Annotated in this window: 12 protein-coding genes; 10 read left to right on the top strand and 2 right to left on the bottom strand. The window is 35.9% G+C overall.

Annotation, left to right across the window (positions count from 1 at the left end; all coding sequences use genetic code 11):
• Positions 1-61 precede the first annotated feature (61 nt).
• The 4 genes from BMY56_RS18510 (at position 62) to BMY56_RS11420 (ending at position 3,592) form a co-directional block, all read left to right on the top strand.
• A complete protein-coding gene (locus tag BMY56_RS18510) occupies positions 62-274 on the top strand; it encodes a hypothetical protein (protein ID WP_143057812.1) in 213 nt (70 codons plus the stop codon).
• A gap of 382 nt (positions 275-656) precedes the next feature.
• A complete protein-coding gene (locus BMY56_RS18635; RefSeq protein ID WP_177170959.1) occupies positions 657-794 on the top strand; it encodes a hypothetical protein in 138 nt (45 codons plus the stop codon).
• A 539-nt stretch (positions 795-1,333) separates the two neighbouring features.
• Entirely contained in the window at positions 1,334-2,236 is a 903-nt protein-coding gene (ligD, locus tag BMY56_RS11425; protein WP_091624151.1) for a non-homologous end-joining DNA ligase, read from the top strand.
• A gap of 108 nt (positions 2,237-2,344) precedes the next feature.
• Positions 2,345-3,592, top strand: a complete 1,248-nt coding sequence (locus tag BMY56_RS11420; RefSeq protein WP_245737201.1) for an erythromycin esterase family protein — start codon at positions 2,345-2,347, stop codon at positions 3,590-3,592.
• Positions 3,593-3,830: 238 nt separating this feature from the next.
• Here BMY56_RS11420 and BMY56_RS11415 read toward each other — a convergent pair whose 3' ends face one another.
• Both BMY56_RS11415 and BMY56_RS11405 read right to left on the bottom strand, forming a co-directional pair.
• Positions 3,831-4,295 (bottom strand): Hsp20/alpha crystallin family protein, encoded by a 465-nt coding sequence (locus BMY56_RS11415; protein WP_091624146.1) that lies wholly within the window; start codon positions 4,293-4,295, stop codon positions 3,831-3,833.
• 441 nt (positions 4,296-4,736) lie between these two features.
• Positions 4,737-5,483, bottom strand: coding sequence for a hypothetical protein (locus BMY56_RS11405; RefSeq protein WP_091624140.1), 747 nt, complete (start codon positions 5,481-5,483; stop codon positions 4,737-4,739).
• Positions 5,484-5,943: 460 nt separating this feature from the next.
• Here BMY56_RS11405 and BMY56_RS11400 point away from each other — a divergent pair, with 460 nt between their 5' ends.
• The 6 genes from BMY56_RS11400 to rimK all read left to right on the top strand — a co-directional run bounded on the left by BMY56_RS11400 (position 5,944) and on the right by rimK (position 12,749).
• Positions 5,944-7,356, top strand: a complete 1,413-nt coding sequence (locus BMY56_RS11400; RefSeq protein ID WP_091624138.1) for an arginine decarboxylase — start codon at positions 5,944-5,946, stop codon at positions 7,354-7,356.
• A gap of 91 nt (positions 7,357-7,447) precedes the next feature.
• Positions 7,448-8,386: an agmatinase gene (gene speB, locus BMY56_RS11395; protein WP_091624135.1), complete on the top strand. Its 939-nt coding sequence runs from the start codon at positions 7,448-7,450 to the stop codon at positions 8,384-8,386.
• A complete protein-coding gene (locus BMY56_RS11390) occupies positions 8,373-9,350 on the top strand; it encodes a deoxyhypusine synthase family protein (RefSeq protein ID WP_091624132.1) in 978 nt (325 codons plus the stop codon). The genes speB and BMY56_RS11390 overlap by 14 nt, the downstream gene beginning before the upstream one ends.
• A 2-nt stretch (positions 9,351-9,352) precedes the next feature.
• Complete coding sequence (locus BMY56_RS11385) at positions 9,353-9,676, top strand: hypothetical protein (RefSeq protein ID WP_091624129.1); 324 nt, start codon at positions 9,353-9,355, stop codon at positions 9,674-9,676.
• Between the two features lie 137 nt (positions 9,677-9,813).
• Positions 9,814-11,340, top strand: coding sequence for a bifunctional GNAT family N-acetyltransferase/carbon-nitrogen hydrolase family protein (locus BMY56_RS11380; RefSeq protein ID WP_091624127.1), 1,527 nt, complete (start codon positions 9,814-9,816; stop codon positions 11,338-11,340).
• 38 nt (positions 11,341-11,378) lie between these two features.
• The gene (rimK, locus tag BMY56_RS11375; protein ID WP_091624124.1) at positions 11,379-12,749 is read left to right on the top strand and encodes a 30S ribosomal protein S6--L-glutamate ligase; all 1,371 of its coding nucleotides are present in this window, start codon (positions 11,379-11,381) and stop codon (positions 12,747-12,749) included.
• Positions 12,750-12,762 lie beyond the last annotated feature (13 nt).

Genomic DNA, 12,762 nt, shown 5'->3' with positions numbered 1-12,762 from the left:
TTTTAAAATTCTATAGAAAAAGGCGGATTCCGATACAGTATTATTGAGCAAATTGAAACTCTTGAAGGTAATTCTTGAAATAGGTCTTTTTCAAAATGATGCTGAATTAAGGGTGCATTGTGTGGAAGATGAAAACTTCTATCTGGTCAACGTCTTTGTAACCAGTCGTTTTAATGTGAAGGTGGGCAAAGAAGCGGGTCTAGACTTTTCAAAAGACAATCGATTTTTTCCGTTCTATACTTTCTTGGGACAGTATATTCGAGCCTTCATCTAAAGGGGATTCTATTTAACGGTTTTTACTTATGGTATAGATTTTATTATGCTTTTAAGCTTGGTGTTGTATTTTTTTCATAAGCATTTCGATTGAAAAAACTAGTCTAAAAGTTCTTTTGATTCTTGTAACCGAAGACTATTAATTGATAGAACTATTTTTTTTGATTATCACTAAAACGCAAACTCTTGCCATTTTACAAAAAGATATGAAACAGTCCCATTGTTTTTAGGAAGAGATAAAATTCAATGTTAAAATAACTACAGACTGATGTGTGTCATTTTGAGTGATATCAAATGCTTTTACTTTTAATTCTATTAAATAAGGTTTCTCCCTTATCTGCAAAAAGGCAGATTTATGTAAATAAAATTAAAACAATGCGATTATGAAAACGGTTGCAGAAAGCAAACAGGTTATTTTGGATGAACGGGTATGCTTACCAGATGTCGACGAGACACCGATTGGGCTCATCGTCGAGGACGGCGAAGTAACCCTTACCGGCTTCGTAAATGCCTATCCGTAAAAAGTTGCCTCTGAAAAAGCGATTAATGGTGTTACTGATGTCAAGGCCGTAAACGAGGTTATTGTCTTAAAATATGGGGATAACTAAAATAAATGGATAAACAGATTACAATAACTGGGGTAAATACCTTTTAATGGAATGCTACGGTGCGAAATGAAAAGGTTATGGTAAAAGTAGATCATGGTTATAGAAATCTTACTGTTAATTTACCTTGGTTGTGTCAAGGAATTGCAGCAAAACGCACGGTTTAAAATCTATTATAAGTAAGGGGCATCAAAAACATAAAGTTACCTCCAAAAGTGAAACCCATAAATATAATGATAGAAGAAAAATGCCCTTGATAGTTGCATATATCTTAACACTAGGTGTATACGGATACTAGTGGTAGATAGCATCATACAAATAAAGAGCACAGTACACTCGCACTAGGATAATAAATTGCCCGAAAGGGTCGCTTAAAATCACAAAGGGGTAACCAAAGTACAGAACGATATTGTGGTAAAGTTCTATCTAGACTTTGCCGATTAATACAAGCGTAAATGATTTTTTCTGATAAAATAGCATATAGCGATAAGATACTGTTTCCTAAATCAGGGATTACCAAAGGTAAGCTCATAGCCTATTATGAAGCAATTGCAGCTGATATGTTACCTTATCTGAAAGATAGACCACTGACGTTACACCGATTTCCCGATGGCATCGAAAAAAAAGGATTTTTCCAAAAAAACGCTTCTGATTATTTTCCCGACTGGATAAAGACAATAGAAGTTAAGAAGCAAGGAGGTTGGGTAAACCATGTTATCTGCGATTGCAAAGAGACCTTGATTTACCTTGTGGGTCAAGGTACTATTTCGTTTCATATTACGCTTAGCAGAACCGATAAATTGGACTATCCAGATAAATTGATATTCGACCTAGACCCTCCAAACGGTTCGTTCTGCGATGTGACGAAAAGTGCTCAGATTCTCCGATCGTTGTTGGAAAGCGAATTGGGCCTTACTAGCTTTCCGATGTTAACGGGATCATCAGGAATTCATTTGGTAGTGCCACTTGACCGATCTGATAATTTTGACAGTGTACGTGCTTTTGCTAAAAATATAGCGCATTATACAGCAAAGGTATATCCAGAGAAATTTACCGCTGAAATTCGAAAGGAAAAACGAAAGGGGAGGTTATTCGTGGATTACCTTCGGAATTCATATGCGCAAACTGCCATCTGCCCCTTTTCGGCTAGGGCCTTTGAGAATGCGCCCGTTGCCGTGCCCATCGGTTGGGACGAATTGCAAAATGGCATAAAAAGTGCACAAGCTTTTACCATTGACACTATTTCAAACAGACTAAAGTATAAATCAAATCCATGGGAAGACCTTTTCAGAAATCCATATTCCTTAGACGGGGCCATATCGAAGCTAGAAAATTTGTCAGAAAAAAAATTAGTGTAGATAAAAACTATAATTCTTCTTAAAACAGCATCTAAATAAAAGGCTATGAATATTGAACAACAGCGAATAGAAAAACTTAGCGAAGTGAGTCAAAAACTTGAGAATGTCTTGGACCTCGATCCCCTAATAGAGGAACTCTCACATTCGAAACTTGTTCTTTTGGGCGAGGCATCACATGGCACCCATGAATACTATACATGGCGTACCGCTATAAGCAAGCGACTGATTCAAGAGCACGGATTCAATTTTATTGCCGTAGAAGGCGATTGGCCCGATTTCTATCGCGTAAACCGCTATGTAAAGAACTATCAAAACAGCCACAATAGCTCTGTCAAGGTGCTTAAGGAATTCAATCGCTGGCCAACTTGGATGTGGGCGAATTGGGAAATTGAAACCTTGGTAAATTGGCTGTACGAGCATAATACTGATTTGTCCGCCCACAAAAGGGTAGGCATATATGGTCTAGATGTCTATAGTCTTTGGGAATCCATTGAGGCTATAGTCGACTATTTACAAATTCACGATAGAACACTCTTGCCTTCAGCCAAAAGGGCCATGGGCTGTTTCGAACCCTTTGGCGATGAAATGGGCATGGCCTACGCACGGTCTTTGCAGCGTTTTTTACCCAAGACCTGCGAACATGAAGTTGTTTCCTTATTGAGCGATATAAAGAAACGTGTACCTACTTTTAATACCGATATCGAAGCTGCTCTAAATATGGAACAAAACGCCCATATCGCTAAAAATGCAGAAAAATATTACCGTTCTATGGTCTCGGCGAATCAAAGTTCCTGGAACTTGCGTGACCACCATATGATGGATACTTTAGTCCGATTGTTGCACTTTCACGGGCCCAATACCAAGGCCATTATTTGGGAGCACAATACCCATGTCGGCGATGCCCGTGCTACTGATATGGTACTTGACAATACCATCAATGTTGGTCAATTGGTACGCGAGCAACTTCCAAGCTATAATCCTAAAATAGTTGGATTTGGATCATACCAGGGTACCGTGGTAGCAGGCTCTGAATGGGGTGCACCTATGCGGAATATGCACGTTCCTGAAGCAGTCAAAGGTTCCTGGGAATATTTATTGCATAAAACGGGTAAGGGTAATCAATTGGTTTTCATGGATGAACTAAAAGAGAACGACCTATTTAAAACTTCAATAGGGCACCGTGCCATTGGGGTGGTGTATCACCCGAAATATGAAAAAATAGGGAATTATGTACCCTCGGTCATGCCCGAGCGATATGATGCCTTTATCCATATTGATTCTTCAGAGGGGGTACATGCCATGGACGTTTATGTGGATAAATCCCAGCTCCCGGAAACCTATCCGTGGGCTTTTTAAGGTGAATATATTGTGAAAGGTTTTCTGTAAAGGAATGCCCTTTTTCATATTCAACCTATGTTCTTGTTATACCCCGCTCACTAGTTTTACTAGACAATTCTTTATGGAAAATTTTAAAGGATTTTTAAGCATATTGAAGTATAAGTCTTTAATTGGAATAAGCAATGCCCCGAACTAAACCTTTTTAAATGGACACGTTCAGGGCTGGTAAGAGGGCATTGCTTAATGGAAAATGTGTTTATGCGACTTCGATCACTTTGGGCGGTCTTTTCTTGGCCTCTTCTTTTTTGGCCAATTTAAAGCTCAAGATGCCATCATTATATTTTGCTTTGATTTCTTCTTCTTTTACACTTTCAGGCAATTGTAACGAGCGCTCGAAAGAGTTATAGCTGAATTCCCTGCGGGTGTAGTTGTCTTCTTTTTCTTCTTTCACTTTAGACTTTTCAGCCGAAATATTCAAGCAGCCATCATCGATTGTTATATTAAAATCTTTTTTACCAAAACCCGGGGCGGCAAGTTCAATCTCGAAATTATCGTCAGTTTCCTTGATGTTCAAGGCTGGTTCCGCAGATTTACCATTCCAAAAGGCATCTTGCAACATATTTCGCCCCCATCTACGGTTGTCAAAAAAATTATCAATATCGAAAAAATCTTGGGTAACTAAGTTTCTAAATGGCCTTTTTCTAAATTTTACAAGTGACATAATTATATTTTTTAGATTAAAAATTATTTAAATATACTTTGAAGGTATAGCCAGTAATGCACTTATAAAATGATTTGGGTCAGTTCAACTTTTTTATCTAAAAATACAGTCAAGTCAAGGTTGTTCAAATTGGAAAACATGTTTTTGTGAGTCTTCGCATTAAAGTACATTGATATTTTTAGTTTACTTCATAGGATTTATAGTGACCGAAATTCTGATTTTTTATACAGGCTTGGCGGCTTTGTCAAGCCTTTTTATAAATGACCTTTATTTTTTGACACATACCGTAGGTAGTTTTCTTATTCCTGTAAGTATGCTATCGATCTTAATTGCAAACAAAAAAGTAAACAAAACTAAAAAGGGTTGTGTTACGGGTTTCATTTAAATAAGGAAAATCATTTACGCTTAAAGCGCTGGGTAAGATTATTTTAAATTTACTAGCTATTTACGTTTTGCCCATATCTCATATAGAGGTTCTCCTTTACTATTATTGCCTGTATGGTACCAGTCATTTTTATTAAGCTCATAGTTAAACTCAAGTGTTGCGCCTACCCTTGAATTGTCTTTAGAGAAAAATTCTATATGTTCGGTATAGATACCATCCTTAGAGGTATAACTACCTCCGCCAGTACCAGAAAACCGAAAAGATTCTGTATCGAAAGCAATCCATTGAAACGTACCATCCTTTAGAAATTTCAATGTTTTTCTTGAGCTTTCTTCCCCACGCCTATCTTGACCTGTATCAGGACCTCTAGTTGCAAAAAGCCATTCGCCATCTAAATCTTGGGTTTTGGTTTCTATAGGTTCTAAGGTCAATTCTTCAAACCAGTTCAATTGTAGTTTATCTCCAATCATTTTAACAGGTATGCTTAGCTTCCTAATGGAATCTTGTGGGTAATTAGAATTAAATTCTAGTAAAACGACCAACAGAGTATTAGCATCAGTCTTCTCTATTTTGGCAAAGCCACCTAATGTTTTTATGAAATTAGCCGGGTCATTTTCGTAAGCGGTATAAATAAAATAATCATCATGTATTTTAACTTGATGTATTCGTTTTGAGCTGTTATTTTCTAGAGAGTCAACATAAATCCCCTCAGATATCTGGCCAATTGCCATAAAATTTGACGTAAAGAATAACAAAATAAGTTTAGAGTAACTCAATACAGTATAATTTCTCTTTTCTTTCATCGCATTAGAAGTTTTTAATATGCTAAAAATAAACTAGTTACATGGTATTAGAAAACATTATTATTAAATTTAATATTACTACAAAGTAGCTCATCGTAAAAAAAATGAAAACGCTTGTTTTTTCATTTTTTTTGATTTCATTTGTTCTATCCTAATACACTACAATGGGTGTTAGAGATTTCAAGCTTTTAGCTGAACCTTATGTGTAATTTTTTTAAGTTTGGATTTGAGGGAAGTTGGAAAAATTTTCAACAGATAGCTTATAACATTAGTTTTCCATTGGTAAAGCTAGTTTCCCATCCTTTTTCAACAATCGTGCAAAGTCAGCATGATTACTTTTTCATTCCTACCACACAAAAGCAAATTCTAGTTTGATTTTCTAGTAGATGGTTACGTTTTCTTAACTTTCAAACTGTAGGCTAGTTGTTATTTTTATAAAAAATCATTATAATTCAATTTCATGAATACCAAATACATTGATCTTATTGATCAAACTTATTATTTTCCTCAAGAAGAGTTTAATTTAGATGGTGAACATTTACAATTTCATGGTATACCATTACAAGATTTAGTGGAGCAATATGGTAGCCCTTTAAAATTCACCTATTTACCTAAAATATCCGAGAATATTTTAAGAGCCAAAAACTGGTTTGCGAATGCCATAGAAAAGAATGATTACAAGGGTAGGTACCACTATTGCTATTGTACAAAAAGTTCTCATTTTCAGCATGTAATGCACGAGGCTTTAAAGAACGATATTCATATGGAAACTTCATCAGCCTTTGATATCAACATTGTTGAAAAACTTAAGGCAGATGGTAAACTAACCAATAACACTTATGTAATCTGCAATGGATTTAAGCGCGAAGAATACATTGAGAACATAGCTAGATTAATAAATAACGGTCATCAAAACTGTATTCCAATTATTGATAATTACGAAGAAATAGATTTACTTACCGATGTAATTGATGACACCTTTAAAGTGGGTATTCGAATTGCCTCTGAAGAAGAGCCTAAATTTGAATTCTATACTTCTAGATTGGGTATCGGTTATAAAAACATTGTGCCATTTTATGAAAACCAAATAAAAGATAATGATAAAGTAGAGCTTAAGATGCTTCACTTTTTTATTAATACAGGTATTCGCGACAATGCATATTATTGGAACGAGTTAGTGAAGTGTTTAAAAGTATATGTTCGATTAAAGAAGATATGTCCGTCATTGGATAGTTTGAACATTGGTGGAGGTTTCCCTATAAAGAATTCTTTACAGTTTGATTATGACTATCAATATATGATAGATGAAATATTAAACCAGATTAGTATTACCTGTTCTGAAGCAGATGTGCCAGTGCCACATATTTTTACCGAATTCGGTAGTTTTACGGTAGGTGAAAGTGGTGGTGCTATTTATGAGATCTTATATCAGAAGCAACAGAACGATCGAGAGAAGTGGAACATGATCGATTCATCTTTTATTACTACATTACCAGACACTTGGGCAATTAATAAAAGATTTATTATGTTGCCAATTAATCGTTGGAATGATGAATATGAACGTGTACTTTTAGGTGGTCTAACTTGCGATAGTGATGATTATTATAACAGTGAACAGAACATGAATGCTATTTATTTACCAAAATATAGAAAAGATAAACCTTTGTATATTGGTTTTTTTAATACTGGTGCTTACCAAGAATCAATAGGGGGTTATGGTGGCTTGCAACATTGTTTAATACCACAGCCGAAACATATTTTGATAGATAAAGATGAAAACGGTAATTTCACGTATAAGCTCTTTAGGGGGCAGCAAAAAGCAGAAGACCTTTTAAGTATATTGGGTTATGATGTTGATGCTTCTAATGAATAATTTTTTTTGTCTAAAAGACCGATAAACATAGAATTACGTATATAAAATTGAAAAATTTTCTAAAAAACCACTTAACAATAGCTGAAATATCATGAGTACATCTAAGAATTATGCCGGTATTGCCGATGAATTCGCCCAATTAGAAAAATCCAAAATTATCTTGATTCCGGTTCCTTATGATGGAACCAGTACTTGGGGTAAAGGAGCGGACAAAGGTCCAGAAGCTTTTTTAGAAGCTTCTGAAAACATGGAATTGTATGATATTGAAACCGATTCTGAAGTTTATAAACAAGGTATTTACTTAACTGACCCTATAACGGAAAACAGTTCGCCAGAAGCAATGGTCAATGAAGTACATACTATTACGAAAGACTTTATTAAGCGTAATAAGTTTGTGACGTTGTTTGGAGGTGAACATTCTATGTCCATAGGTTCTATTCGTGCCTTTAATGAGTGTTTTGATGATCTTACCGTCTTGCAGATTGATGCACATGCAGATTTGAGAGAATCATATGAAGGTACAAAGTATAACCATGCTTGTGCTGTATATGAAGCCAACCAGACCACCAATTTGGTGCAAGTCGGTATTCGCTCAATGGATGCTATTGAAAAAACGTTAATGGATGAAGAAAAAACATTCTTTGCCCATGACATGGTTAATGATGAATATTGGATGGATAAGGTGATTGAAACAATGACCGATAATGTTTTTATAACATTAGATCTAGATGCTTTTGACCCTTCAATTATGCCTTCAACCGGCACGCCAGAACCAGGGGGCTTATTTTGGTACGAGACTTTAGAGTTTTTAAAGCAAGTTTTTGAAGATAAGAATGTGGTTGGTTTTGATATTGTTGAACTTTGCCCAAATAAAAATGATAAATCATCAGATTTCTTAGCAGCTAAATTATATTACAAAATGCTTAGCTATAAATTTGCTGGTCAAGATATCGATCAAGAGTATGATAATACGTTCGATATAGATTATAAAGCTAATACAAATTCAAAATTTGAAGATGACGAAGACTAAAGGTGCGATTACTAATTTTATAGAAAAATACTACTTACATTTCAATGCCGCCGCCTTGGTAGATGCTGCCAAAGGTTACGAAGAGCAACTGAATAACGGAGCTAAAATGCTAGTTTCATTGGCAGGGGCAATGTCAACAGCAGAGTTGGGTAAAATTTTCGCCGAAGTTATTCGTCAAGATAAAGTTCAGATTATATCTTGTACGGGTGCTAACTTAGAAGAGGATATTATGAACTTGGTGGCGCATTCACATTATAAAAGAGTGCCTAATTACAGAGATTTAACACCGCAAGATGAATGGGATTTGTTAGAGAAGGGTTTAAATCGGGTTACCGATACCTGTATTCCAGAGGAAGAGGCGTTTAGAAGATTGCAAAAGCATATTTTTAAAATTTGGAAAGATGCGGATGACAAGGGTGAGCGCTTTTTGCCTCATGAATTCATGTACAAAATGTTACTTTCAGGAGTTTTAGAAGAGTATTACGAAATAGACCTTAAAGATTCTTGGATGTATGCTGCTGCAGAGAAAAACCTACCTATCATTTGCCCGGGTTGGGAAGATAGTACTATGGGTAATATATTTGCATCTTATGTGATGAAAGGTGAGTTAAAGGCAAGTACTATGAAATCAGGTATTGAGTACATGACTTTCTTGGCCGATTGGTATACTGAAAATTCTAAAAACGGAATTGGATTCTTTCAAATAGGAGGTGGTATCGCTGGTGATTTCCCTATTTGTGTTGTTCCAATGTTGTATCAGGATATGGAACGTACCGATACACCTTTTTGGAGTTATTTCTGTCAAATTAGTGATAGTACAACCAGTTATGGATCATATTCTGGTGCTGTACCAAATGAAAAGATTACTTGGGGTAAATTAGATATTCATACTCCAAAATATATAATAGAGAGTGATGCGACTATTGTTGCACCTTTGATTTTTGCTTACCTTTTAGATATGTAATTATGGACAAGAACGCACATTTAAATAGAGTCATTGTTGACTTTAAAAAATTGACTCCAGAAGTTCTTAAACTTTTGGTAGAAAAATATCCTGATGGGTATGATGATCGTAATATTATCTCTTTCAGAAATGGACAAGGAGAGCGTATTGAGGCTGTTGAGGTGTTAACTGAGGATACCAAGTATTTAGTGAAAATCAGTGCTAAACTTGAGTATACTATGGAGAATTATGACGAAGATGATTACGAAGATTTCGAAGATGACGATCCAGAAGCAGTAGTAGAGCCAGATCCAGAAGATATGGTCGATGGCCAAGATGAAGACTAGCTTTTGCCTAGTTAGAACTACAAAGACATTTAAATAAAATTAAAAATTCCTTTTCCGGTTTGCTATTTGTAAATCGGAAAAGGATTATATTCTATATAAACATTTAAACCAAACCCCGTTGTGTTTGAAAAAGCTATATGAAAATTGATGAAATTGAGAATATCGAATTAAAGTTTTTAGACCTTGATGACTATCAAGAGCTTAAGACAGCAATGATTTCTGCTTATGCCAGTATGCCAGGTTCATACTGGAAAGAGGAGCATATTAAATCTTTGATCGATAAATTTCCTGAGGGCCAAGTGGTTATAAAAATTAATGGGCAAATTGCTGGTGTTGCATTGTCTATAATTGTTGATTATGATGCGTTCGATGATAATCATACTTACGAACAAATTACGGGTAAATATACTTTCGATACCCATGATGACAAAGGTGATGTACTTTATGGTATAGAAGTTTTTATAAAACCAAGTTTTAGGGGTTTACGTTTAGGTCGACGTTTGTATGATTATAGAAAAGAACTATGTGAGAAGTTGAATCTGAAAAGTATTGTATTCGGTGGCCGTATGCCTAATTACCATTCACATGCTGAAGAACTTTCGCCAAAAGAATATATTGCTAAGGTTCGACGTAAAGAAATTCATGATCCAGTACTGAATTTTCAAATCAGTAATGACTTTCATCCTGCCAAAGTAATGAAAGGGTATTTAGATGGTGATAAAGCTTCTCAAGACTTTGCTATTCTGATGGAATGGGATAATATCTATTATCAAAAACCGAATAAAAAGGCAGCTACCAAAAAATCAATTGTTCGTTTAGGATTGATTCAATGGCAAATGCGCCCTTACAAAGACTTGGAAGAACTTTTACAGCAAGCGGAATTTTTTATAGATTCTGTTTCTGGTTACAGGTCAGATTTTGCTCTGTTCCCCGAATTTTTTAATGCTCCCTTAATGGCAAAGGACAATGATATGTCTACATCGAATGCTATTAGAGAGCTCGCTAAACATACCAAAGCCATAGTTCAGAGATTTTCTGAATTCTCTATATCCTATAATATCAATATTATTTCAGGTAGTATGCCTGAAATGATAGATGGCCGCCTTTATAATGTAGGTTATTTATGTAGACGCGATGGTAGTATGGAACGTTATGAAAAGCTGCACGTTACCCCTGACGAGGCAAAGATTTGGGGAATGCAAGGAGGTACGCATTTCAAGACTTTCGATACGGATTGCGGAAAAATAGGAGTATTGATTTGCTATGATTCTGAATTTCCTGAACTAAGTAGGTTATTGGCCGATGAGGGTATGGATATTCTTTTCGTACCATTCCTGACCGATACCCAAAACGGATATTCACGTGTGCGCCATTGCGCTCAAGCACGCGCGATTGAAAATGAATGCTACGTAGCGATTGCAGGTAGTGTGGGTAACTTGCCAAATGTTCAGAATATGGATATACAGTTCGCTCAATCTATGGTGTTTACACCGTGTGATTTCTCTTTTCCAACCAACGGTATTAAGGCGGAAGCTACTCCAAATACAGAAATGATTTTAATCGCAGATGTGGATATTGACCTATTGCGAGAGCTTAATCAATTTGGCGCGGTACGCAATTTAAAGGATAGAAGAACAGATTTATTTGAGTTAAGAAAGAAATAAGAAAAACTCCATTTTTAAAGGAGTCAAAAAATAACAATTTGGATAATTTACAGATTATAGGTAGTGAAGAGTGGTGTGTATTTAATGAGTTGGGTATACCAGCTATAAAAGCAAGGGTCGATTCTGGCGCAAAAACATCCTCTTTACAGGCTGCCAATATAAAAATAGTTAATAGAGGAGCTACCGAATGGGTGAAGTTTGAAGTGAGCCCATTACAAGAAAATCGAAGTATTGCAATCGAATGCCAGGCAAGATTGGTCGATCGTCGTATGGTAAAAAGTTCTTCAGGTATTTCTGAAGTACGCTTGGTTATAAAAACACCCGTCACCATTGGGGATTCGACTTTTGATATTGAGCTTACGTTGGCCAATAGAGATACGATGGAGTTTCGAATGTTATTAGGAAGAGAAGCCCTCAACGCACGTTTTATAGTAAATCCAGCGGTTAATTATCAATTACAAGATTTTGATGATACCGAAGTCAATAAAATGTACGCACCTTACTTTAAAGAAAAATCTGGATTAAAGATTGCGCTTTTGGCGAGTAATCCGTTGTTGTACAGCAATAAAAGATTAATGGAAGCTGCTGAGGCTAGGGGGCACGAAATTGTGTTTTTGAATGTTGAGCAAGCATACATGAAACTTGATGCCCATTCTCCTGAAATAAGATATCGCGGAGGTAATATTCTTAAAGATTTTGATGCCGTTATACCGCGTATAAAACCTGCCGTAACTTTTTATGGCTGTGCGTTAATACGTCAATTCAAAAATTTGGGTGTGTATTGCCAAAATTCGGCTGAGGCTATTTCACAATCAAGAGATAAGCTTTTTGCATCTCAGTTATTCTCTAATAACGATATTCATATTCCTATTACCGGTTTTGCAAAATCACCTATGGATACCAAAGACCTTATTAAGATGGTTAACGGTGCGCCATTAATTATAAAACTTTTAGAAAGTACCCAAGGTAAGGGTGTGGTTCTGGCAGAAACAAATAAAGCTGCGGAAAGTGTTATCAATGCATTCAAAAGTGTGAATACTAATATTTTGGTGCAAGAGTTTATCAAGGAGGCGAATGGGCAAGATATACGATGTTTCGTGGTAAATGGTAGAGTTGTAGCTAGTATGCAACGCCAAGCGCAAAAAGGTGAATTTAGAGCAAATATTCACCAAGGTGGTGTAGCTTCAATAATAAAAATCACTCCAGAAGAAAAGAAATTAGCCTTAAAAGCAGCCAAAGTATTGAACTTGGCAGTTGCCGGCGTTGATATTATTAGATCTAATAAAGGGCCGTTGTTGTTAGAGGTGAATTCCTCTCCAGGACTTGAAGGTATTGAAAACGCTACAGGTAAAGATATCGCCAATGCAATGATTGTGGCGATTGAAAAGCGTTTGAAATTCAGTAATTAAAAATTTGAAAAAT

The organism is Maribacter orientalis (assembly GCF_900109345.1).
Taxonomy (GTDB): Bacteria; Bacteroidota; Bacteroidia; order Flavobacteriales; family Flavobacteriaceae; genus Maribacter; species Maribacter orientalis.
Note: the sequence above shows the minus strand (reverse complement) of the source record. Positions and strands in the feature narration are given on the sequence as shown.